Annotated in this window: 27 protein-coding genes; 12 read left to right on the top strand and 15 right to left on the bottom strand. The window is 39.0% G+C overall.

Annotated features, from left to right (window positions below):
- Positions 1–220: 220 nt before the first annotated feature.
- Positions 221–463 carry an antitoxin gene (locus tag OGM16_00120; protein UYJ46729.1) on the bottom strand — a complete coding sequence of 81 codons (243 nt, stop codon included), beginning with the start codon at positions 461–463 and terminating at the stop codon, positions 221–223.
- A gap of 386 nt (positions 464–849) precedes the next feature.
- Here OGM16_00120 and OGM16_00125 point away from each other — a divergent pair, with 386 nt between their 5' ends.
- The gene (locus OGM16_00125) at positions 850–1155 is read left to right on the top strand and encodes a type II toxin-antitoxin system RelB/DinJ family antitoxin (protein UYJ46730.1); all 306 of its coding nucleotides are present in this window, start codon (positions 850–852) and stop codon (positions 1153–1155) included.
- Between the two features lie 95 nt (positions 1156–1250).
- Here OGM16_00125 and OGM16_00130 read toward each other — a convergent pair whose 3' ends face one another.
- Genes OGM16_00130 through OGM16_00150 form a run of 5 tightly spaced genes read right to left on the bottom strand, consistent with a single transcriptional unit; the run spans position 1251 to position 4407 of the window.
- Positions 1251–2384, bottom strand: coding sequence for a hypothetical protein (locus tag OGM16_00130; GenBank protein ID UYJ46731.1), 1134 nt, complete (start codon positions 2382–2384; stop codon positions 1251–1253).
- 20 nt (positions 2385–2404) lie between these two features.
- Complete coding sequence (locus OGM16_00135; protein ID UYJ46732.1) at positions 2405–2779, bottom strand: hypothetical protein; 375 nt, start codon at positions 2777–2779, stop codon at positions 2405–2407.
- Between the two features lie 18 nt (positions 2780–2797).
- Entirely contained in the window at positions 2798–3394 is a 597-nt protein-coding gene (locus OGM16_00140; protein UYJ46733.1) for a hypothetical protein, read from the bottom strand.
- Positions 3395–3414: 20 nt separating this feature from the next.
- Complete coding sequence (locus tag OGM16_00145; protein UYJ46734.1) at positions 3415–4185, bottom strand: hypothetical protein; 771 nt, start codon at positions 4183–4185, stop codon at positions 3415–3417.
- A 33-nt stretch (positions 4186–4218) separates the two neighbouring features.
- Entirely contained in the window at positions 4219–4407 is a 189-nt protein-coding gene (locus OGM16_00150) for an XRE family transcriptional regulator (protein UYJ46735.1), read from the bottom strand.
- A 153-nt stretch (positions 4408–4560) separates the two neighbouring features.
- Between OGM16_00150 and OGM16_00155 the strand changes: the two genes are divergently transcribed.
- Positions 4561–4932 (top strand): helix-turn-helix transcriptional regulator, encoded by a 372-nt coding sequence (locus OGM16_00155; protein UYJ46736.1) that lies wholly within the window; start codon positions 4561–4563, stop codon positions 4930–4932.
- Positions 4933–5092: 160 nt separating this feature from the next.
- On the opposite strand, the gene OGM16_00160 is transcribed toward OGM16_00155, so the two are convergent.
- From OGM16_00160 to OGM16_00175, 4 genes are read right to left on the bottom strand one after another with little or no spacing between them, the layout of a single operon-like run.
- Entirely contained in the window at positions 5093–6247 is a 1155-nt protein-coding gene (locus tag OGM16_00160) for an AAA family ATPase (protein UYJ46737.1), read from the bottom strand.
- Positions 6248–6586 carry a hypothetical protein gene (locus OGM16_00165; GenBank protein UYJ46738.1) on the bottom strand — a complete coding sequence of 113 codons (339 nt, stop codon included), beginning with the start codon at positions 6584–6586 and terminating at the stop codon, positions 6248–6250.
- A gap of 1 nt (position 6587) precedes the next feature.
- Positions 6588–7673 carry a site-specific integrase gene (locus OGM16_00170; protein ID UYJ46739.1) on the bottom strand — a complete coding sequence of 362 codons (1086 nt, stop codon included), beginning with the start codon at positions 7671–7673 and terminating at the stop codon, positions 6588–6590.
- Positions 7674–7685: 12 nt separating this feature from the next.
- A complete protein-coding gene (locus tag OGM16_00175; GenBank protein ID UYJ46740.1) occupies positions 7686–7871 on the bottom strand; it encodes a LysR family transcriptional regulator in 186 nt (61 codons plus the stop codon).
- Positions 7872–8266: 395 nt separating this feature from the next.
- On the opposite strand from OGM16_00175, the gene OGM16_00180 reads away from it, so the two are divergent.
- Together OGM16_00180 and OGM16_00185 are read left to right on the top strand one after the other, a co-directional pair.
- Positions 8267–8485: a hypothetical protein gene (locus OGM16_00180; protein UYJ46741.1), complete on the top strand. Its 219-nt coding sequence runs from the start codon at positions 8267–8269 to the stop codon at positions 8483–8485.
- A 4-nt stretch (positions 8486–8489) separates the two neighbouring features.
- Complete coding sequence (locus OGM16_00185) at positions 8490–9398, top strand: hypothetical protein (protein UYJ46742.1); 909 nt, start codon at positions 8490–8492, stop codon at positions 9396–9398.
- Between the two features lie 110 nt (positions 9399–9508).
- Here the strand turns inward: OGM16_00185 and OGM16_00190 are convergent, their stop codons facing one another.
- The 5 genes from OGM16_00190 to OGM16_00210 all read right to left on the bottom strand — a co-directional run bounded on the left by OGM16_00190 (position 9509) and on the right by OGM16_00210 (position 17041).
- Positions 9509–10924, bottom strand: coding sequence for a hypothetical protein (locus tag OGM16_00190; protein ID UYJ46743.1), 1416 nt, complete (start codon positions 10922–10924; stop codon positions 9509–9511).
- A gap of 9 nt (positions 10925–10933) precedes the next feature.
- Positions 10934–13483, bottom strand: a complete 2550-nt coding sequence (locus OGM16_00195) for a hypothetical protein (GenBank protein ID UYJ46744.1) — start codon at positions 13481–13483, stop codon at positions 10934–10936.
- A 409-nt stretch (positions 13484–13892) separates the two neighbouring features.
- Entirely contained in the window at positions 13893–14786 is an 894-nt protein-coding gene (locus OGM16_00200; protein ID UYJ46745.1) for a hypothetical protein, read from the bottom strand.
- Positions 14787–15461: a hypothetical protein gene (locus tag OGM16_00205; protein UYJ46746.1), complete on the bottom strand. Its 675-nt coding sequence runs from the start codon at positions 15459–15461 to the stop codon at positions 14787–14789.
- A 263-nt stretch (positions 15462–15724) separates the two neighbouring features.
- Positions 15725–17041 carry an IS110 family transposase gene (locus tag OGM16_00210; protein UYJ46747.1) on the bottom strand — a complete coding sequence of 439 codons (1317 nt, stop codon included), beginning with the start codon at positions 17039–17041 and terminating at the stop codon, positions 15725–15727.
- Positions 17042–17511: 470 nt separating this feature from the next.
- On the opposite strand from OGM16_00210, the gene OGM16_00215 reads away from it, so the two are divergent.
- From OGM16_00215 to OGM16_00250, 8 genes are all read left to right on the top strand, one after another.
- Entirely contained in the window at positions 17512–17826 is a 315-nt protein-coding gene (locus OGM16_00215) for a YdcP family protein (GenBank protein ID UYJ46748.1), read from the top strand.
- A gap of 21 nt (positions 17827–17847) precedes the next feature.
- Positions 17848–18225, top strand: a complete 378-nt coding sequence (locus tag OGM16_00220; GenBank protein UYJ46749.1) for a YdcP family protein — start codon at positions 17848–17850, stop codon at positions 18223–18225.
- A gap of 38 nt (positions 18226–18263) precedes the next feature.
- On the top strand, positions 18264–19661 hold the full coding sequence (locus OGM16_00225; GenBank protein ID UYJ46750.1) for an FtsK/SpoIIIE domain-containing protein: 1398 nt from the start codon (positions 18264–18266) through the stop codon (positions 19659–19661).
- 151 nt (positions 19662–19812) lie between these two features.
- Positions 19813–21036, top strand: a complete 1224-nt coding sequence (locus OGM16_00230) for a replication initiation factor domain-containing protein (protein UYJ46751.1) — start codon at positions 19813–19815, stop codon at positions 21034–21036.
- 53 nt (positions 21037–21089) lie between these two features.
- Complete coding sequence (locus OGM16_00235) at positions 21090–21311, top strand: hypothetical protein (protein UYJ46752.1); 222 nt, start codon at positions 21090–21092, stop codon at positions 21309–21311.
- A 185-nt stretch (positions 21312–21496) separates the two neighbouring features.
- The gene (locus tag OGM16_00240) at positions 21497–22003 is read left to right on the top strand and encodes a superinfection exclusion B family protein (GenBank protein UYJ46753.1); all 507 of its coding nucleotides are present in this window, start codon (positions 21497–21499) and stop codon (positions 22001–22003) included.
- 156 nt (positions 22004–22159) lie between these two features.
- Complete coding sequence (locus OGM16_00245; GenBank protein UYJ46754.1) at positions 22160–22327, top strand: antirestriction protein ArdA; 168 nt, start codon at positions 22160–22162, stop codon at positions 22325–22327.
- Positions 22328–22343: 16 nt separating this feature from the next.
- Positions 22344–22841 (top strand): antirestriction protein ArdA, encoded by a 498-nt coding sequence (locus tag OGM16_00250; protein UYJ46755.1) that lies wholly within the window; start codon positions 22344–22346, stop codon positions 22839–22841.
- The last annotated feature ends 30 nt before the right edge of the window (positions 22842–22871 follow it).

Consider the following 22871-nt stretch of genomic DNA (forward strand, 5'->3'; position numbering starts at 1 on the left):
CATTGTAACGAACAATGTTCCATTAACGGCTTGGATTCATTGCATCCGCATTTGTATGTACATACTACTCGATTCAATGATTGCACCTTGGTTTTTTCGATAATTCTTCTATCCTGCTCAGTATTAAAAAGCTAGGATTCCCCTGTGCCCGGAAGTCTCACCTAAATAAAGCTGCCGTTGATCCCCCAAAAAGGTGCATCAAAAATATCCAACAATTAAATTAATAATTCTGCAAGAAAGAAATGTTTTGTTTCCGGACCGCTTCCGGCAGACGATTGTTCTTCATGCAATCACATAAATACAAATTGATGAGAGTCTGGCATGGAATACCAACTACTTCAGACTGATTTTTAAAATACGTGATCACGTTTTCATCAAGACTGATTGTCACTTGCTTCTTACACGTTTTAACATAAGGATTTTTTCTTGGTTTTAAATCCATGATATTATATTCTTCATGCATAATCTTCCCTCCAAAAAAGCTGTTCATTGTAGACTCTTATCCTATTTTTATTGACTTCCTTGCAGATATGATTCTGATTTTTCCTCCTACCAACATATGCTGACCGCTATTTTAATCGATGCATTTTAGAACTTACTAACATATTTTTATATTTCTTTTCTATATCACCGTTTCCCTGTACATGCAGACTTTTCAATAAATATATGGTAGCATAAAATCAGTCTTTTCTCAAACTCCAAGTGCCAAATACTTTTAAACCTGAAATAAGCGCTGAAATTTATTCTTTTTATTTTTGAAATCTTCATTCATGTGCATTGTTAATACAATGTATTGACAACATAAAAAGCATAAAATATAATATCAATCAAAGGAAGGGAGTGGCAGAAATGGCAAATGTAACCGTGCGAATTGATGAAACGCTAAAGGCTCAGTTACAGGAACTCTTATCTAATCTCGGAATGGACATGACAACTTTTTTTACCATGGCAGCTAAACAGGCAGTAAGAGAACAAGCATTGCCCTTTAAGCCGACCATGAATACTGGAACATATGGATTGCAAGCATATAAATTAGCACTTCAAAACACCAATTACAGCAAAGAAGGCAAAGCAACCATATCCTCTGACGATGAATGGAATAACGAAGCCGAATGGGATGATATGTTTGAACAAATGAAAAACAGAAAAGTCTAAGCAAAAGACAGCCAATATTTCGATTGACTGTCTTTTGTTAATTGCTAATTCATTTCCAGTACCAGAGGAAATAAACTCGTAATTTGTAGCCCTGTTTAATATGTAAAATACTGCGTCATAGCTGGTATCGCATTTCCAAAGTCCTGAATTACCACAGAACCCTTTTCCTGTTCCTGCTTCCGATAAGCACGGCCATCGAAAATAATGAACTTGAAAAAGATATCATTCTCACGGCAATATTTTGCAATCTCTGCGGCACTTCGTCCCTGTCCTAATGGATCAAGGCTTACAGACTGTCCCTTTTTCAGCGTCTGGAAATTCGTTTGCGGTCCTTCCTGCGCCAGGTATAAGCCACCCTGCTGCCTGCTCTCATTTCCTTTTAATGCAATAATAGCTACCTGCATTTCATAATCTGCTTCATTGTAAGGTGATGATGCATCGAGTTTAATACTGCCAACATCGTCTGGAAGTTTAATTGCCTGACAAACTCCATAATCAACCGTGCTCATTTCTTCTGTTTTTTCCGATTCGATATTCAGAATAAATGCATCTTCAGACGGGAATGCTGCTACTGTTATATTTTGTGCTGCTGCCGCATAATCTCCCTGCCCCTCGGCGAACCGTGTTACCTGTGCGTCTGTTCCCGACACTTGTGGATAAGCACTCTGATCGTAGGTGCATGGATGAGTGGCAGACAAATAAATGGCATCTGCTCCTGCTCCCATGCAGTTCACCTGCACATCCATATGATAATACTGCCCATTGTAACGAACAATGTTCCACTGATGGCTTGGATTCATTGCATCCGCATTTGCATGGACATAATAACACTCGATCCCGACTGCATCACACATTGCTTTGAATGCTCTTGCATAACCGGAACACTGAGCAGTATGGTTTACAAGTGCTCCATATGCAGTATTGGCACTGTTTTCACTCCAGTTCTCTGCATATGACACATTCTGAAACAGATATGTATGGATGGCACGTATTTTCTGTTCTTCTGTCATGCCATCTTTTATATAATTATTTACAAAATCAGATACCGTCTGTGCGACCGTATCCAGCTGTGCCTGTGTCAAAGCTGGCCCATACACTGACTCCGTTCCCGATGTATATTCCGAAGTGTGTGCTGCCTTTAATTCTCCTCCAGTCATCGCATATACCGGTGCTGCAAGGGCCATTCCCATTACAATTGCTACTGCTGCCGTTTTTACACTTCTTCTCATAATTCTTCTCCTTTCATTGATCACCATTTTTTTACTATGTTATCTTCACCCAATACCCACCATGCAATTGGCACAAGCGGAATCGGGAAAAATACAATTCCAACAGCCCACCATTTTGAACGATTTAATGTTCTGGTTCTTCTCACCGTTGCTGCAATGTTAGGAAACGTCAGCACTCCCCAGCCAACTATATTGATTATGCCCGAAAGAAGGCTAAAAGCAATAAGTGCCCCTGCTCCAAACAATCCTATCATCAGCTTCATACAAAATATAATAACCCCCAAAGCCAACGGCCCGACCAATTGAATCACACAATATTTTCTATAGGTATCTCCCTGTTCTTCCCCCGCAAAATCTAATGCGGAAGAAAAGTATTCCTTTACATATTCTGACATTTGTACTTTTATCTCCTATTAGTCCCATGAATTTACTATGTCCAACGCTATGATCTGCTGCAACAGCCGACATTGATACAATTGTATTTCTATCTGCTGATTCTGCAGCTTTTCCATAGTCCAACGATGCAGCTGCTCATCCAACTTATCATAAGCTTCCCGCATGGTATCAACACGTCCCGTTTGTATTATCTGAATCAGATAATCTACCGCCATGGGAATTTCATATTCTTCCCTGTGAAACAACAGACGTTTACACTTTTTAGCTACTGGTCTATAACTTTCCTCATACTGCTTTAATAAAGCATTTAATTCATCCTCTTTCTTTTTCCGTAAGCGAATCTTTTCAGCTGTGATTTTTTCATAGCCGAAATATAATCCACCTACTGCAAACGGTCCAAGCATGATTCCTACAGGTCCCAAAAGAATACATATGCCAATGCTGATCAGCAAAATTTTCTTTTTATTTTCCGGTGCCCACCGTTCCTCTGCCTTTTCATATCGTTCCAGGATTTCCTGTTGCCTGATATATTCCTGACCGACATCATAATAACGGTACATATGGTTTCTGATATCTTTCAGATCTTGCAAATTTTCTTCCATTTCCGGATTCATATTTTTTTGTGTACCTCCATCTAATCCGCATAATTTACAATATTATCGTATAACATACGCACGTTTTTTCCTTCAAAAACAGGTATCATTCTACTCCAGTTTTCATTTAGATAACGTTCTAACGTAACCTTATAAACAGTATCAGCTTGATAGCCTTTTACTGGTACGATTACAACATCTTTTGCCAGAAAAACCTCTGTTTCTTTTATTTTTCGGCTTAACACCTGCTCTTCCTGGTCATATGGAAAATATAATGCAGCATCTTTCGAAAATTCATATGTATCCATGCCATACTTTACTGTCACCCACATATTTCCACTCGTATCCATTTGTACATCTGATACAGTACCATAAACATTCTTTGGCCGGATCAGGAATTTGTCTCCTATGTTATACTGCAGCTCATCATTGCTGTAATACGAACTGTCATACAAAGTCACCTGTGCCTTATAATATGTACCGCAATCCTTATAGCTGTTAATCTGCATATAGCAGTTGCTATATACTTTTTCTCCATATAACGGATTTTCTGTATCGGATGCCGAAATCATTTTTCCGTCCGCTCCAAGATAATAACCATCTATAACCGTATTCTTTTGCATCACTCCCCAACGCGAGCAATAATACCAGTCTCCGCTATCTTGAACCCATTCATATTCAGCATAGCTTCCGTTATCTTTCTTATACTTCCAATCTTCTCCATCCTGTTCCCATGCGCCAGCATAAGCAGTAAAACATGACAGGACAGATACAGCTCCGGCTATCAGCAATACGCACCTTTTGTTTCTCACTTTTTTACCCTCCTGTAAATTATTTAAAGACTTTTAAATCTCCAGTTCCTTCCGAATTAACTCAAGCGTTTTTTCACATTTATTACGACCGTATATAACATCTGATACGGTAGCCTTCGTTTTGTTAATCCTTTGAGCCAATTCTTTCGCATCCATATTTCTCCTGATTAGTGCCATCTTAATTTCCATACCAAACGGGGAAATCTGTTGTCGGCTCTTCATTCGCCCATTCCCTCCTTTCAAATTGCCTTGATTCCATGTTTTTGATGTTATATAATCGATGTATCATATTAATATGATTTTATTATAAGAGTAAATTTACCGTTTGTCAATTTAAAAAGAGTATTTTTGCTCTTTTATATTTTGGGAGGTATTATGAGTTTAGTGGACAGAATAAAAGCCGCGGCTAGCGAAAAAGGCCTGACTTTGGCTGGTATCGAAAAGACTTTAGGGTTTGGAAATAGTACAATTCGAAAATGGGATAAGAACTCCCCCTCCTTAGATAAGGTAGTTGCAACGGCAAATTTGCTCAACGTCTCAGTATCGTGGCTTGCAACTGGAATTCCTGACGACAGCATAGAAATCAAATATAGCACTTTTTTGAATAAATACGAAAAGCTAGACGCTTCTGATAAAATCAAAATCGATCATTTTATGGAGATATGCCTGCTCAGTTCTCCAGCAACACCAGTCTCGCATGATACAGCAGAAAACGTACAAGAATCTCATGTAACACAAGAAAATTAACGATAATCTTAGCATTCAAATGGAAGCAATTCTTATCAAAGATCAATACAATGGTTCATTTAGCAGAACCTATTTTTTTCATCGTGTAATCATACTAATACGATTTTTATATTCTTAAGGATGACTGATTTTCAATACCAGTCATCCTTTTATAGTAAATCTATAGCTGCTCATAAAACCGAATTACTGCTGGATCCGTTTTTATATTGCAATACTTAATCGGAGTAAGGAAATGAATTCCTTCGATTTTTCTGGCACGTGATACTGCTACATACAGCTGGCCTGGTGCCCAGCATCTTGTTCCATCAATATTTACATATTGGAAAGTCTGTCCCTGGGATTTGTGAATGGTAATTGCATAAGCTGGCCGAATGGGAATCTGCCACACATCTGTAGTCTTTCCTGGTATATCTCTGCGGTCCACTGTAAAATTTCGTTTTCCAAAACATACTTTCCAATTATTATCAAATAACACTTCCACATAAGACTGATTTAAACTGACTACAGTTCCAAGAGAACCATTACTGTAGCCTATACCGTTAACCACAGACATAACCCGCATTCCAACTTTCAAAATCATGCTTGTCTCAACCTGTAGGTCTGCGTCTGAAATCACGCCTTCATAATCTGCAATATACTGGACAGGATTGCCTGTTAGTTTTTCCATGGCAGCATAGTTGATCAAATCAGCATCTTTTTTAGTTGCACATATTGAAATCTGATCTACTAGTCTTACCGGATTGGAGTGTGACAACAAATACTCAATGCACTGATCATTTCCATATTTCAACAGATTAATATTTCGGATAAATTCTGCATCTTTTTGACGAATTACTTCTGTAAGGATGCAAGGTATCAGATTTAACAGTTTCCAATATGGAGATAAAAAAGCATATTCATCTTTAACCGGAGGCAGTTGAAAAAAATCACCGCTCATTACAAGCTGCACATGATGACTTGCGCAATTCAAACAATTATGAAGATACTGAACAAAGAATTGTCCCAGCATACTGATTTCATCAATAATGAGAACATCCACATCATCTAAATTTTTTGCTTTCTCTTTATAATCTATTTTTTCGTTTCTAACTCCTGGATAAGCTCGAAGAAGACTATGTATCGTTCTTCCACCAATCAACTGTGCAGCAATCCCCGTAGATGCTGTTTTTGCTACTCTCTTCCCACTTTGTTCAGCCTGCTGAACAAATGCAGATATCAAAGTCGACTTTCCGGTTCCTGAATCTCCAAGGAGAAGAAGATTCTCCCCGGAGCAAAACAGCTGCAGTGCAGACAACTGACCATTTGTAAGGACCATCTATACTTCATCTCCTTTTCCATTCTCAATCATACCTGCATATATCTTCGCAACCAAATTAATAGAATCCAGTAACTGCTCATTTACCTCTCCCGCAAAATTGATACGAAGCAGTTCATTATAAATGCCTTCCATCTTTGTTTTCAATGCCTTGAAAACTCGCGGATTTCCAACTACCACTACATCCCGATTAGTCAGTTTTGCAATGATATAGTCCTGTTTTGTCATACCAGTTAATGCTACCGCTTCATCAATCGCCATGTTTTCTTCTTCCGACACATGGAATGCAACTGTTTTTGCACGCCACCTTCCCTGTCTGTCTCTGTTTTTTGCTGACATATTATTCCTCCGTTTCTTCCTTAATAAGATCATTCAGTTTATTCATCATTTTATCCTGAGCAGACGGGAACATATGTGCATAGCGAAGTGTAATAGTAATACTCTCATGTCCAACGCGTTTCGCAATATCGACCGCACTGAATCCAAGATTAATCAACAACGAAATATGAGAATGACGAAGATCATGAATCCGGATTCTCTTTACCCCAGCTCGCTTGGCACCACGTTCCATGGCTCTGGTGAGAACACTTTTGGATGTTGGAAATGCACGTGAATTGTCTGAATCATAGCACATTTCAAAATAGTCCTTCATCTCTTCGCAGAGTTTATCTGGCATCCGAATCACACGGGTTCCTTTTGGAGTTTTCGTCGGACCAATAACTTCTTCTTTATTTACGATCTGGTAGGTTTTCGTAATGGATATTGTTTTGTTCACAAAATCAAAATCATCATAAGTAAGAGCCAAAAGTTCACCTTCTCGCAGCCCGCACCAGTACAGAACCTCAAAACAATAATAAAAGAACGGCTCTTCCATCATTGCTTCGGAAAACTGCAAATATTCATCAAGTACCCAGAATTTCATTTCTTCTGCATTACTGATTCCAATACTTCCCGCCTTTTCAACCGGATTGTCTTTCAAATCATAATATTTGACCGCAAAATTCATGATCGCATTCATCTGATTGTGAACCGTTTTCAGATATGTTTTCATGTAAGGTTTTCCAGTCTCCGGATTTCGGTAGCTTAAAAGCTCATTCTGCCATTTCACAATGTCTTTTGCTTTAATTTCAGTAACTTTGAAATTTTTAAAATAAGGAATAAGTTTTGTATTGATAATATGATCCTTTGTAGCTGCAGTACTCACCCGGATTCTTGGATACAGATCTTCCCGGTATAATTTTACAAATTCCTCAAAGTTCATATCCAGATCCCCGGCAATGTGAAGCTTGAATTCCCGCTCATATTCTACGGCCGCCCGCTTTGTTGGAAACCCACGTTTGGTCGTGAATTTTGTTTCCCCTTTCCAGTTTTTATAATTGAATTTCGCGTACCAGGAATTCCCCTTTTTGTCTTTATAAGCTGGCATATGATTTCCCCCTTACGCAATGGAAAAACCATTTACTTTATGTTCAAAGTAATTGCGATTCACTCGTCCAGACACCGTCAGAAAACCCTGGGATTTCAGTTCATCATTCAGTTTACGAATAATCTTATAAGCCATGGGAATTGAAATATTCATATACTCAGATACATCAGCTGCATTTAAAAAGTTTTTTTCTAACATATGTTTTTCTCCTTTGTCTTGTGGTGAAAACAAAAATACCGTGCAGGTTTTTAATCTACACGGCAGAATGTTAGACGCTTTCTCAATGCGCTGGATGTAAAGATATTTTTAAATACTCTTGAAAAAAATAGAATATAAAGATATAATTACAACGCAGTGCGGATTTTTCCGCTGGTAGGTGCTGGTATCACCTGCTAGGTGCACAGGAGTTGGCGCTCCTGTGTACTACTGTATTTTTTATTTTCTGTTTTTGTTGTTATCCATACTATATCAAATATACATGTATATGTCAATTAGAAATATACATGTATATTTTTTCGATTTTGATTGCATAAAACACTGGGATCTCTTATAATAGAATACATAGAATACTAAATCTTTTACGGAGGATTTCTATGGCTTATAATGATATTTCGAAGAAAGCCACAAATACCTATCGAGCGAAATTTGACATTATCCAAATCCGAGTTCCTCTGGGAGATCGTGCAAAAATAAGTGCATATGCCGATGCCCACGGCGAATCCATGAATGCTTTTATTAGTCGTATAATCAAAGAAACCATGGATATGGATCCACAAACACCAAAGATAATTCAAGCGATCAAGAAAGGATGATTATATGGAAATAAAGGTAAGCGAAATAAAAGAGGAAGGAAGAGCAAGCCTTGCTTATGCCTACGACATAAACAATGTCTATACTGCTGCATCGCAAGCAATAAGCGGTGTCCCTTACTCATGCCCATTTTGTGGATGCCCCATGCATCTTGTCATCTCAAAGACCGGGAAACGGTTTTTTGCACGTAATCCAAAACACATGCATACAAACCCCACTTGTATCACCATTGAATCAAAAGGCAAAGAACACACTTTCGCAGATTTGGATCCTGAGCAATTTATTATGTCCTTATGTCATGTTACTCCCCGTCCCAAAAAAACAACCCCAAAAGATCCTGACGGCATTGAGTCCGGCAGTCCGACCAAGACACCATCCATAGATGATGATTTTGCCTTGGTACGATTTTCATCTTTGAAACAGATTGCAGAAGCAGGCGTAGATCATCTAAAGGCAGAAGATGTGCAAGGCTCACATCGCATCTCAGATTTTATAATAACTTACAAATATGCTGAAGCACTCTTTGCACAACCCGATTTTACTTTGGGCTCTCGTATTGTGTACGCACGATACAGTTATGCCGACAGTACAACCCAATCTATCCTTTTTACCTTATATACAGGCAATTTCTCAGTGCGTTTTCGACTACTTTTTACAGATATTAAAGTTTTTAAGAGTATCCGAGACAAATTTGGGACCTTCGCTTCCGATGCAAATGGCCGCACAAAATTCCAAAAATACTATGATGCACAATATGTATTAATCGCCAGTGATAGTTGGGCTCACATTTTGACGCCAAGATGTCGCGAATCTTGCAATCCAGCATTGGATGATTATTGCAACAAATGTGGGGGGATGTACCAAGCCGTATATACTAACGCCAAACAACTTTATTTGCTTCCAGCCGATCACTGATTATATCTACCTGCTCTTGATATGCCATCTTACACCTGTTATATATAACACAAGGGCAAAAAACTCTGGCAAAGAACTTTTTGCCCTTCATTATCATAGAAGAATCTTATTTACAAGCTTTTTCCCATACTCTCATATCGTTTATGGTAATTCTCTAATATGTTAACAGTCCGGCTAACCGTATGCTGCATAACTTCTTCACACCAATACGTGTTTACCGAGGCACTCTCCTCAGTGCTAATCCTAACACTAATACCTTCTGCTGGTTCTATCGCAGAGATATTTATTTTCACCGTTTCCTTCTCCCTTATATATACTTCAGCCTTATTATAATCAGTGAGTCTATCATTTAATAATTCTCTTTGCCTCAATTTTAACCACATACCATATATTCGTTCGCTATCCACATATTCACTTCTAGACTCGTACGCATCTTCCACATCATGTCCTATAAGATATTGCATCTCTGAATTGTTTAATCCCAATATACACATTTGTGTTGCAAAATTTCGCCGTAATAAGTAAGCTGTCGGATCTTTTTCCTTCAAAATTGCTGATGTATTTCCTTCAAATAACTCCTCATCAAGAAATGCAATCTGCTTTGAGGTTATCCCCGCATTTTCAAATATATCATGTACAGTTATACTTACTTGGTCTGCTCTACATCTCTCAAAATACTCCATAGATTCAAAGCCAATCCAACCTTTCGAGCATATAGGTAATTCATCTATATTGAGCATATCTTGATTCTGCGTTTTCATTACTGCATATAAAAGTTTCTTTCTTGCATCAAGGAACTCCAAAATTTTACCAGGCACTGGAACTATGCGTCCAGTATTATAGGTTTTACCGCCTGACTGCAGTTCATTCGATTTGATCTTTGTGGTTTTATATATCCACGCGCCATAACAATCTGGATGCCCGTCTAACTGTTTTATATCACCGTAATTCAAACCACATGCTTCTGCGTTTCTAAGGCCCAATCCCCACATAAGTAGGAGTGCCACAATCGCACCATCTTCAGACGGATCTGACATTACTTCCTTTGCCAAAAGCTTCTCTTGGTCAATAGAAAGAGATTTTTTTAATATCACTCGCTCTTCTACTTCATCCGCTTCATTGGGCACATCCAGCACAAACTTCGTCCCCCATAGAACATTATCGCATAATCCATATACTGATGCCTGAAAGACAACATAATAGATTAAATTTTGAAAATTATTGATTGAGCTTTCAGAATATTGTCTTTTGACTCCATCCTTCACATACCCATTCTCTTTAATTATTTCAATAGCATTTTCATAATCCTCCCTAATATATTCTCTGATACTTTTATCATTGTGATTCTTCAATGCCGGAAGAATAATATTATTATATTCCCTTTCATGCTTTTTACGAGTATCCGTATTCCAGTTTTTTGCTACATGCCTGTAACGATATTCAAGGGCTCCACAGAAAGTTAATTCCTTTAATCCATCCTTATATATTTCCCTAATCCAACTATCATCAATTTGTATCTTTATCATTACATCACCTCAATATACTGTTTTGTTTACTTTAATACCATGAGTACTAATGACAGAGACTTTTGTAATTGAGGAGTTATCATTTTTTATGAGAATATCCACTGAAGCTACCCCTTCCGAAAATGGTCCAACTTCAAGTATTCCTGATCCACTTACTGAACCAACACTTGGATTCCTATACTTAACCTCCGTAGCCATGTTCTCATAACCATATTCCCACCTTCTAAGTTTCTGGATAATGGCTTTTTGCAGAAAATCATTTGAATAATCACAATAATGACGTGAAAACGTATCCGGTGCATCAATTCCAATCATGTAATTTATTTCACCGATCGTCAGATATGCAACGTGATTTGCCTTATGGCGGAAATTGGACAAAAATATATCTCCATGGTATCGATTCAAATCCGTAATCAACTCTCCTCTTTCATCTGGCAAAATAATCTCGTTTTTGGGAATACCTGCCACTTGAATCAATTCATTACTGATACTACTAATTTTTCCTGGTCTGCAGTGATTCATTTCTTTTCCTTTTTTCATATCTGAAATACATTCATTTTCAAGAATAATCGGACAGTCCATCAAGTATCCCTTATCAATTCCTTTACCTATCAGATATTTTTTTCTTTCAAGCAGCAAGCATGATAATATTTTCGCAGAAGGAACGATTCGAAATCTCTTCCAATTTTCTCGCTCTGAATGAGACTTCAGTTTACCTTTCGAATCAACAAATTTTGTAATCACAAATTGATAACCCTCAGCACCTTTAATCTCCTTAAAATCCTTCCATTTGAGTGCCGCTACCTCACGAATCGCCATTCCAGTAAAAAGCCTGATTCCCACTGCAAGAAGAAGACTCTTGTGTATGCATGCCAGGCACTTACCATCCATTGTTTGTTTCTTAAGAATTACATTCATTATTTTTTCTTCTTCAACAGCCGTAAAATGTTTTTTGACTAATGCATTTCTAACATCCTGCTGCCTTTCTGTCGCTCGATTCGTATATTCTGACACATATACTTCAAGTGGATCACAAACAAGGATTCCTCGTTTCACAGCTAATTGAAGGACTAAGTCGATTTGCTCAACAGCAGCGTATGGAACGTTCTCCGATTCAACACCAAACCCAATCGATATGGCTTTCATTATTTGATTTTCATTTTGCAACCTAGGCATAATATCAGCAATTTCAACTCGTTTAAAAAGCTCTGAACTATATTCATGATTGTATTTTTTCAAATCCGAAAGGTAGTTCCAGAAATAAAACCATAAGGATTTCAACGTGATGCCTTGCTTTTCTATAATATTTTTTTCTTTTAAATCATTCCGAATAATGGGATAAATTTCATCATTGAATACTGTCCGTTCAAGTTCGAAAAGAACGTCTTCCCTTGTATCTGCCCGCAATCCTTTTTCTATGTCTGCAGACAACTTTCGCCCCCATGTTTTCAGATTCATATTTTCAATTTCTCTATAATATGCCACACCAGCATACTTATTTTTTCTACCAGAATAGATTTTATAAAAAAGTGAAATTTCCTCTGAGAATTTATATTCTTCTGCCTTATTATATTGAGACTTCTTATCTTCTACATTTTTCTTATCAGATTTCAAACATGAAAGAATTGTCTTATCGGTCTTCAAGTAAGTATCAGCATTAATAGAAATGTCCTTATCAGAAACTGAAAACTGCCTTGCTGCTTCATCATAGCTTGAATCATAGATTTTTATGTTCTCCGCTTTCCCCTTTTCCAATACCAGAATCATTTTCTTTCTAGGTGTAGATACGGTCACCTTTGAATCTACAATTAGTAACTGCTTTATCGTCATTCCAGTTTCATTCATTCTTGTATATACACCACTGTTAGGATTATCAAGCCAAGCACAAGGAACCAGACCCATTATCTTTGTACTTTTCTTGCAGCCTGACAGGAAATTCAGTAAGCTCTGTGCTTTCTCCATCTTTTGATCTCTGTTTGTGATACATACCGCATCAATATCATCGATTGTATTCATCTGGTCAAATGTTAAAAATTCTGACTCTGGAAACTGAAGTCGATAAAGACCAGCAACCGTTGGATCCGAAACCGCATAAAATTTTTCTTCACCATGACTACTTTCTTCCATTCGGCAAATAATATCTGGCGACGGATTCACAACAAGCATCCTGTCCTTCTGATCAATATTGGCAAGAAAAAGAGGAAGGAAATATCCCAATTCAAAATCAGAATCGTTTCTTGTCCTGTTCGAATAAAAGGCAGCATTAATCACATCTGATGGCTTCTGGTCTTTTAACGTCATCGCCGAAAACCGAAACAATGTCTCTTCATGGGAAACCCCACTCTCGATTTCATGTCCCTGTATACCTTTATAAAAATATGCCCATGGATTGTCTGCTGCCGCCAACTCCTCAGTCTTCGATTTTACCGCCAAAAAATCTGTCAGCATAACTCTCATAGGAACCTTCTTTTCGCTATACGCATCTATCGCCTTTTTTATTTTTCCATTTATTTTTAATTTCGCCGAAGGAATCACTTTCGATTCAAAAAGCATTTTCAAAATTCCTCCTCCCTCTGTGTATATATGTTTCTGTTTTATAATTACCATAATTTATTTTATTTTTCAAGAGTATTTCAAATATATATTATGGCAAATTTGGGTCAATGTTGGGTCAAAGGGCAAAAAAAAATCCCCGCAAGCCCTTATTTTACAAGGGTTTGCGGGGTTGTGTTACTATTCAAACTCCAGACAGACAGTATGCTATATAAGTGAAAATCATTGATTTTAAGGCATTTTCAGGAACTATCAACCACTAAAATCTATATGAAAAAAATTAAAAAATGCAATAAAAATGCAATCGAAGTACATTCAGATTTATAAGATAAACCAACAAGACCTCAATATCTTTCCTTTATAGACGTTCAGAAATGAGCGTCTATTTTTAGCCTTATAAAATAGACAATACTACTTATACATTTAGTGTTCCGATATATGTAGCCCCATAAGCATTTGATTTTTTATTATTTTTAAGGAATTTTACAGAATAATTTTCATTAGACACATATATATCTACAATACCGGATTCGCAATCTAGTATTATATCGCCAGCTGTATTTTGGGTAATAGTATTATAGTTAGATAAATAGTTGATTTTTTCCGATGGGGCTTCTCCTATAATTACAATTTTAGGACTAATACTCTCCATCCATTCTTTAGGTATTTTACCACTACTTCTTCCATGATGTGGTGCAAATATTATATCGGCCTTTGGTAACTCGACAGTATCCTTTATTTTCTCCATAAAAGAATTTTCCAAATCTCCAAACCATAAAACTGTCACACCATTACTTAACGAATACTTGATGATAGGAGAAATATTATTAGGACTTTTCCCCTCCTTAGCATTAAGCAATTCAGCCTTATAATCCTCATTATCAGTAATAGGCCATAAGATATTTATTCCTGATGAACCATATTTCTTTTCTTCATCATTTTGGTTCATCCAACGTCGTGAACATCCTTCATAAATATAGAAAGCCTTTTTATCAGAATCTCTTAATTCACAATATTTTTTAAAATCATCTGTTTCATCAGATTTAGTCGCTTCATTTTTTACACAGTAAAAGTTAAGGATTCCGATTTTATCATCTAGGTACTTTAAACCGTGAATATGGTCTTCATCAGGATGAGTAGATATAAAACGGGTTATATCCTTATCACTTGATTCGGATATGATTTCATCAGTTATTTTTTGTCTATTTGTATCATCCATATTGCAATCAATAATAGTAAAATTACTACTTCCATGTTTAATATAGAACATATCACCATTGCCAACTGATATAGACTTAATAATACTCATTTATTTTTCCTCCCTTTTATCAGCTATCTCAAGAGCTATTACATTATAGGCAAAGCGTTTTGCTTTAATATGTGTTGCTATGTTGGTCAATATTAAAACAGTTAGTAGATACACTATATACGAAGTTTCTATAGAAAACCATTTCAGCAAAAAACTTGCCATTATATACAACATTAGTATAACAAACGTAGATATATACATATCTCTCATAAGTAAGTAATTTCTATTTGATATAAAGATTACCGGTTTTTCTCTATATTTACTATATATTTTATACCATTGGCTATTTTCATAAATTCTTTTTTCCCTAGCATTTGTAGGTATATTACTATATATAGCTGAAAATCTTTGTAATGCTTCCTCCGTTGTAAAGCGAATATCCTTATTCTTAGCTTTTATCTCGGTAAATATATATTCCCCTGGCAGCTTCATCAAACATAAATTGACTATTACATTTTTCAATTTATCATCCATAACTCCATCAATAACAAGCGTAAAGATATATATTACAGATGTTAATATTGAAGTTCCTATAAAAGAAACAATTCCTTTTATATAATCAATATTTTGTGGATTGGAAAAATCTATAAATCCATGAAGAAGTAAAAATAGCAATGATGTTGCAATTACATATTGTTTTAATTCATTTTCCCTGTAATCTTTAATATTATTCAAAACACATCACTCCTATCGTTTACCGCTTAATCTACAATTATGATAACATGGAAAAATACTATTTGCAATCACCGTAAATATTTCTACCATTCCACAAAGGCGTTCAAAACTGAGCGTCTATTTTTTTACCCTAAAACCAGAAAGTCCAGCTAATAAATGTCAATAGAAAATGGAAAAAAATTTTCTTAAAAAAAGGGTAGGCTGCCCCCTTGGTGAATATATCGTTCTTTTGCAAGAGATTGATTCGTTGGATTTACAGTATTTTATGCAGCTATATCGCATTTAGCAGCATTGTATTGTTTGATGTGCTCTTGTGGAGTGATGATTTCAAAAGGTTTGTTGTCTCTTAGTATTGCAAATATCATGTTGCATACTTTATGTGAAACGGCTCCCATTGCTACGAGCTTTGGTTTTGAATCACATTTCTGGAGATAGTATTCACGAAGAACTGGATTTTTAGCTTTTCCATTACGGGAAATACTGATACTTTGCAAGGATAATGTGTGAATCACACGTCTGGCAATAGAAGAACCACGCTTAGACATTTGAACCTTGGTGCCTTCAAATTTGCCGGATTGTTTCACAGCAGGATCAAGACCAAAATAAGCGAAAAGCTGTTTTGGTTTTGAAAAAGCAGAAAAGTCACCAATTTCGCCCATGATGGTTGCAGCAGACAAGAAACCAGCACCTTTGAATGTTTCAATCAAATGAACCTGTTTGACAAATTTAGTATCTTCATTTGAATCAACAAGCTTATGAAGCGATTCAAGAATATCGTTGATTTCTTCATCATATTTACGTATGAAGCTGATATAAAGACGGATACGCTTGATGTTGCTTTCTATGATGTAGCCAAACTGATTTGCATCAGTTGCCGCCTGAATGATGGCATTATACTTATTCTGAGCATATGTAAGCCCAAAGCGAGCTGTTGATTTGATGATATCAATAATCTCTTGCTTGTCTGCTTCAAGAAAAGCTGATGGAGAGGTATAAGTTTCTAACAATGTAAGAGAAGTGTTGATAGTAACCTTGGAAAAGATGCCAAGATACTGTGGAAACGCCATGCGTAATTCACCCTGAAGCTTATTCACATAGGCACTGCGATTATCCATTAAATCGTAGTATTCACGGCATAGGTTACGGCAGTTTAGGGCAAGATCTGATGGCATAAGTGAAACCTTTAAATCCGGTTTCAAGCCAACCAAAGCAGCTTTTTTTGAATCAAAACGATCATTATGCACTTTTCGGATGTTGATGTTTGTGCTATTCTTAGTGATGATAGGATTAATAACGGAGCAGTTAAAACCCTTATCACGAAGATAGCAGAAGAGTGGGTAATGATAAATTCCCGTGGATTCGAGGAAAATGCGACTTTCCAAAGAATACAACTCTTCTGCTTCTTTTATTTTAGAAACAGCGGTTGTAAGGGAATCAATACTGTTATGCAGGATTTTGTAAGGTTTTCCTACGAATTGTTGGTTTGGAAGTGCGATAGACATCCATGAGAAGTCAGCACCGACATCAATACCAACAGAGATGAATAATTCATCAAGATTAAAAATAACTTTGTTTGACATGAGCGATAGCTCCTTTCTGATAGGAATCCATTTCCAATCTGGCAGGTACACAACCTAGCGCGTTATTCGGGTATTGCCTTCCGGCTCCCAACCAGCTAAAACATAAAACCCTGTCGAATGGACTAATTGACTTTCTTGTAGGTATCAGTCACAGAAGTGACTTCCCAAGGAGGCGAACATTCTTTGTCCTATCCTAAGAGATAATACCTTATGTTTTATCTAGTGTCTATCAGGAACCGTCAGACATGATAATTATTATGGATAACATCTGATGAAGGAGGAATCCCTTCTTCTGTTATCTGATTTATAGAAACTTATTAACCAAGTAGTCTTGATTGACTACACCATTATTATACTAGGATGTGATACTACGAAGAAATCACCACCGCCGGAGCGTTCCCCTCCGTTTCCAGACCAGCACCCGAAACCAACCATCAGACACCACATTCAGAAAGGACAGGTACATCTATATGGAATTAAAATTCGTTATCCCCAACATGGAAAAGACATTCGGCAACTTGGAATTTGCCGGAGAAGACAAAACAGAGCAGAGAAGAATCAACGGACGCATGGTGGTACTCTCCCGCAGCTTCAATCTGTATTCAGACATACAAAGGGCGGATGATATTGTGGTTATTCTCCCTGCCGAAGCCGGAGAGAAACATTTTGATTTTGAGGAACATGTGAAGCTGGTCAATCCCCGTATCACCGCAGAGGGATATAAAATCGGCACAAGGGGATTTACCAACTACATTTTGCACGCTGACGATATGGTAAAAGCGTAAGGAAAAGGAGGACATCAGACTATGAGATTAGCAAACGGAATCGTGATTGACAAGGAAGCAACATTCGGGGCATTGAAGTTTTCTGCCCTTCGCCGTGAGGTTCACCTCCAGAATGAAGACGGCTCGGTATCAGAAGAAATCAAGGAGCGTACCTATGACCTAAAATCCAGAGGACAGGGGCGTATGATTCAGGTTTCCATTCCTGCCAGCGTGCCATTAAAGGAATTTGCTTACAATGCAGAGGTGGAAATCATCCATCCTGTGGCAGATACCGTGGCAACGGCTACCTTTCAGGGGGCAGAGGTGGACTGGTACATCAAGGCGGATGATATTGTCCTGAAAAAAGGGGCTGCCATGAATCCGCAGCCGCCGAAGAAAGACTCTCCCCCTGTAAAATAATAGGAACATAAGAAGAAAGCGAAAGGAGGATTGTTCCCATGAAGCAGCTTTTCCCCCGTGGAAAACGTATCCGTCCCACGGATAAAGACCTTGTGTTCCATACTGCCCTTGCTGCCCTGTTCCCTATCTTCCTGCTGGTTATCCTGCTGTTTCATATCCGGCAAATTGCCGGAACCAACTGGCAGGAAGTGTCCCTTTCCCAGATAGTACAGGATGTAAATATCCCTTACCTGTTATTCAGCATGGGCGTGGCAGGGCTGGTGTGTTTTGCAGCGGTTCTTCTACTCTGGCGATACCGCAGGGATGAGGTAAAGCAGCTCATCCACCGTCAAAAGCTGGCAAGAATGGTGTTGGAAAACAAGTGGTATGAATCGGAACAGAGAAAGGAAGACGCTTTTTTCAAGGACTTGTCTTCCAGCCGTTCCAAAGAAACCATCACTTACTTTCCCAAAATCTACTACCGGATGAAACAAGGATTGCTCCATATCCGTGTAGAAATCACCTTGGGGAAATATCAGGAACAGCTCTTAAACTTGGAGAGAAAGCTGGAAAGCGGCTTGTACTGTGAGCTGACGGATAAGGAACTAAAGGATTCCTATGTGGAGTACACCCTGCTCTATGATACCGTTGCCAACCGTATCTCCATTGAAGACGTACAGACAAAGGACGGCAGGCTCCGGCTCATGGAAAATGTCTGGTGGGAATATGACAAGCTCCCCCATATGCTCATTGCCGGAGGAACCGGCAGCGGAAAGACCTACTTCATCCTAACCCTCATTGAAGCCCTGCTCCGCACTAACGCTGTCCTGTCCGTGTTAGACCCAAAGAACGCCGACCTTGCGGATTTAAAGGCGGTTATGCCGGATGTGTACTACAAAAAGGAAGATATGCTCGCCTGCATTGACCGTTTCTATGAGGAAATGATGAAACGCAGCGAAGACATGAAGCTCATGGAGAATTACCGGACAGGGGAAAACTATGCTTACTTGGGGCTTCCGGCAAATTTCCTTATCTTTGATGAATATGTGGCATTTATGGAAATGCTCGGCACAAAGGAAAACGCTGCTGTCCTCAACAAGTTAAAACAAATCGTTATGCTTGGACGACAGGCTGGCTTCTTCCTGATTCTTGCCTGCCAGCGTCCGGACGCAAAGTATCTGGGGGACGGGATTCGTGACCAGTTCAATTTCCGTGTGGCTCTGGGGCGGATGTCGGAAATGGGCTACGGGATGATGTTCGGGGAAACCACAAAGGACTTCTTCCTAAAGCAGATAAAGGGGCGTGGCTATGTGGATGTGGGAACCAGCGTTATTTCAGAGTTTTACACGCCCCTAGTGCCAAAAGGACACGATTTCCTCAAAGAAATAAAAAGGCTGACAGACAGCAGGCAGGGAGTGCAGGCGGCGTGCGAAGCGAAAGCCGCAGAAACGGACTGACCTGCTGTAGCTGGTGTGCCGCAAGGCACGCCAGCAGGAACCCCTCGTATCTAACAGAGGGGTACAAATCGACAGGCAACAACCAAGCAACAGGGCAGAATCCCACAGTACACAAGGGATTTTCCCATATCCGGCGTGTGTCAGCAAGGCTTTGAAAGTTGACATACGCTTTTTTAGACAGGAGGAATTTTCACTGAATGAAGAAACATGGGTACGGCACATCAGGGAGAAACGGGCAGCTTACGGTATCTCACAACAGAAACTTGCCCTAGCTACCGGAATCACCCGTCCGTACCTAAGCGACATTGAAACAGGCAAGGCTCACCCATCCGAAGCATTGCAGGAATCCATCTCGGAAGCTCTGGAACGCTTCAATCCAGATGCTCCCCTAGAAATGCTCTTTGACTATGTGCGGATTCGCTTTCCCACTATGGATGTGAAGCATATCGTGGAAGACGTACTGCGGCTAAAACTCCCCTACTTTATCCATGAAGACTACGGCTTCTACTCTTACACGGAGCATTACTATCTGGGGGACATTTTCGTTCTGGTATCGCCGGAACTGGAAAAAGGGGTGCTGCTGGAACTGAAAGGGCGTGGCTGCCGCCAGTTTGAAAGCTATCTGCTGGCACAGGAACGGAGCTGGTATGAATTTTTCATGGATGTTCTCATGGAGGACGGCGTAATGAAACGGCTTGACCTCGCCATCAATGATAAGACGGGAATCCTGAACATTCCCCATCTGACGGAGAAGTGCCGGAATGAGGAATGTATCTCGGTCTTTCGCAGCTTCAAAAACTACCGCAGCGGCGAACTGGTACGGCGTGAGGAAAAAGAATGTATGGGGAACACCCTGTATATCGGCTCCCTCCAAAGTGAAGTGTACTTCTGCATTTACGAAAAGGACTATGAGCAGTACAAGAAACATGACATCCCTATTGAGGACGCAGAGGTAAAGAACCGCTTTGAAATCCGGCTGAAAAATGAGCGTGCCTTTTACGCCATCCGTGACCTGTTAGAACATGACAATCCAGAACGGACAGCTTTTCAAATCATCAACCGCTATGTCCGGTTCGTAGACAGGGACGATACGAAGCCCCGTTCGGACTGGCGTATCAATGAGGAATGGGCGTGGTTTATGGGGGAACACAGGGGAAGCCTGAAACTGACAACGAAACCGGAACCTTATTCCTTTGAACGCACCCTGCACTGGCTCTCCCATCAGGTAGCACCTACATTAAAGCTGGCTCTCCGTCTGGATAAGATGAACCACACCCAGCTTGTCCATGACATCATCACTCATGCAAAGCTGACGGAGAAGCATGAAAAAATCCTAAAGCAGCAAGCCGCCGCTGCAAAGGAGGTGGTGCTTTAACGGCGGCAATTTTGAAAATCTAAGAAATCTTACAGGAAAGAAAGGAGCTTTTTATGAATTTCGGACAAAATCTTTATAACTGGTTTTTATCCAACGCCCAGTCCCTTGTGCTGCTGGCAATCGTGGTGATTGGACTATACCTTGGATTTAAGAGGGAATTTTCCAAACTTATCGGTTTTCTGGTGGTTTCCCTTGTGGCGGTTGGTCTGGTCTTCAACGCTGACGGCGTAAAGGACATCTTACTGGAACTGTTCAATAAGATTATCGGTGCATAGGAAACCTACTTTACACTTCCGTTATGGAGCAAGCTCTGATTGCTTCATGGCGGAAGTCCATTAGGGGCTTGGGGAGCGTAACTCCCCAAAAGAAAGAAGATGTAATACGATGGTGTATGATAATTGAGATAAACTAAGAATGGTGGTATAATTTCTTTGATAATAATTGAAAGTGGAGGAAATACATGAAGGATTTTATTGATTTTTTGAAATTACCGCCGAACATTTTAGGAGCTTTATCTATTGCCAGTGGTACATTATTATTATTACCTCAAAAGTTAGCTCAAAAGTTTTATATTATAAATTTTCGAGAAAAATATGGTTTTACAATAGGCATTGTTTTTGTGATTTCCACAGCCTTACTAATAGTTTTATTACTATCTAAAATTTTTCATTTCTTTTATGACAAGTATGCTTCTAAAAAATTAGGAACTGCTCAGATTAAATATTTGAAAAATATGACACCAGAGCAGGTAGCAATCATTCGGGAGTTTTTACGTGAACCAACTCACACACTACCATTACCAATGAACAATGGATTAGTAATAGAACTTCAACATTTACAAATATTAACCCCTGCCGGACAGACCCATTTAGTAAGTATGTTAGACCCACAAATCAACTATTTTTTACAACCTTGGGTAATTAAAAAAATCAATAGTGATGAAGAATTAAAGCGAATATTTTATTAGAGAAATGGCAACTGACAATCAAAGTTAGTTGCCATTTCTCTATTCTAAGAAAGGACGTGTTACCAATTGAGGAAATGAGAATCTACATCCTTAAAGCGGTGGTTTCATAGCTTTACAGAATTTATCGATAACAAAGACCAGATACGCTGTTATCCGGTGCAGGACGGGGAATCCCTCGCCCGTTATCTAGTGCAGGAAACGCAGATATTTGGGGAAGTACATCCAGACCTGATGAACCATATCGACTACGCTGCCATTGGTCGGAAACTGGAAACCAGCGAAAACTACCTGTTTACGGACAATGGTATCTTTTCTTACCGCTAAAGGGAGGTGGAAGAACTTGGAAGAAATGCGGATTTACATTACCAACTTAGGCAAATACAATGAGGGAGAACTGGTAGGGGCATGGTTCACGCCGCCTGTGGATTTTGAGGAAGTCAAAGAACGTATCGGCTTGAATGATGAATATGAGGAATACGCCATCCATGATTATGAGCTACCCTTTGAGATTGACGAATACACCCCTGTTGAGGAAGTCAACCGTCTGTGTGAGATGGTGGAGGACTTACCGGAGTACATTCAGGAAGAACTATCAGCGTTGCAATCCTATTTTGGCAGTATCGAAGAACTCTGTGAGCATGAGGACGATATTATCTGCCATTTCGGCTGTGATGATATGGCAGATGTGGCTCGCTACTATCTGGAAGAAAGCGGACAGCTTGGGGAACTTCCGGCACACTTACAAAACTATATCGACTATGAAGCCTATGGGCGTGACATGGAATTGGAGGGAACCTTTGTTGTCACAAACCACGGCGTATATGAAATCTTACGGTAAACCCGTCTGTATCTCCTTTGGGAAGTGCAG

Source organism: Lachnospiraceae bacterium (assembly GCA_025758065.1).
GTDB lineage: Bacteria > Bacillota > Clostridia > Lachnospirales > Lachnospiraceae > Enterocloster.

Coding starts and splice junctions, on each gene's coding strand:
- OGM16_00200 (UYJ46745.1), bottom strand. CDS start 14,786: ATGAGTATTATTAAGTCTATATCAGTTGGCAATGGTGATATGTTCTAT.
- OGM16_00180 (UYJ46741.1), top strand. CDS start 8,267: ATGGCTTATAATGATATTTCGAAGAAAGCCACAAATACCTATCGAGCG.
- OGM16_00175 (UYJ46740.1), bottom strand. CDS start 7,871: ATGTTAGAAAAAAACTTTTTAAATGCAGCTGATGTATCTGAGTATATG.
- OGM16_00120 (UYJ46729.1), bottom strand. CDS start 463: ATGCATGAAGAATATAATATCATGGATTTAAAACCAAGAAAAAATCCT.
- OGM16_00215 (UYJ46748.1), top strand. CDS start 17,512: ATGGAATTAAAATTCGTTATCCCCAACATGGAAAAGACATTCGGCAAC.
- OGM16_00185 (UYJ46742.1), top strand. CDS start 8,490: ATGGAAATAAAGGTAAGCGAAATAAAAGAGGAAGGAAGAGCAAGCCTT.
- OGM16_00235 (UYJ46752.1), top strand. CDS start 21,090: ATGAATTTCGGACAAAATCTTTATAACTGGTTTTTATCCAACGCCCAG.
- OGM16_00170 (UYJ46739.1), bottom strand. CDS start 7,673: ATGCCAGCTTATAAAGACAAAAAGGGGAATTCCTGGTACGCGAAATTC.
- OGM16_00210 (UYJ46747.1), bottom strand. CDS start 17,041: ATGTCAAACAAAGTTATTTTTAATCTTGATGAATTATTCATCTCTGTT.
- OGM16_00125 (UYJ46730.1), top strand. CDS start 850: ATGGCAAATGTAACCGTGCGAATTGATGAAACGCTAAAGGCTCAGTTA.
- OGM16_00155 (UYJ46736.1), top strand. CDS start 4,561: ATGAGTTTAGTGGACAGAATAAAAGCCGCGGCTAGCGAAAAAGGCCTG.
- OGM16_00160 (UYJ46737.1), bottom strand. CDS start 6,247: ATGGTCCTTACAAATGGTCAGTTGTCTGCACTGCAGCTGTTTTGCTCC.
- OGM16_00190 (UYJ46743.1), bottom strand. CDS start 10,924: ATGATAAAGATACAAATTGATGATAGTTGGATTAGGGAAATATATAAG.
- OGM16_00220 (UYJ46749.1), top strand. CDS start 17,848: ATGAGATTAGCAAACGGAATCGTGATTGACAAGGAAGCAACATTCGGG.
- OGM16_00140 (UYJ46733.1), bottom strand. CDS start 3,394: ATGAATCCGGAAATGGAAGAAAATTTGCAAGATCTGAAAGATATCAGA.
- OGM16_00150 (UYJ46735.1), bottom strand. CDS start 4,407: ATGAAGAGCCGACAACAGATTTCCCCGTTTGGTATGGAAATTAAGATG.
- OGM16_00240 (UYJ46753.1), top strand. CDS start 21,497: ATGAAGGATTTTATTGATTTTTTGAAATTACCGCCGAACATTTTAGGA.
- OGM16_00135 (UYJ46732.1), bottom strand. CDS start 2,779: ATGTCAGAATATGTAAAGGAATACTTTTCTTCCGCATTAGATTTTGCG.
- OGM16_00165 (UYJ46738.1), bottom strand. CDS start 6,586: ATGTCAGCAAAAAACAGAGACAGACAGGGAAGGTGGCGTGCAAAAACA.
- OGM16_00225 (UYJ46750.1), top strand. CDS start 18,264: ATGAAGCAGCTTTTCCCCCGTGGAAAACGTATCCGTCCCACGGATAAA.
- OGM16_00130 (UYJ46731.1), bottom strand. CDS start 2,384: ATGAGAAGAAGTGTAAAAACGGCAGCAGTAGCAATTGTAATGGGAATG.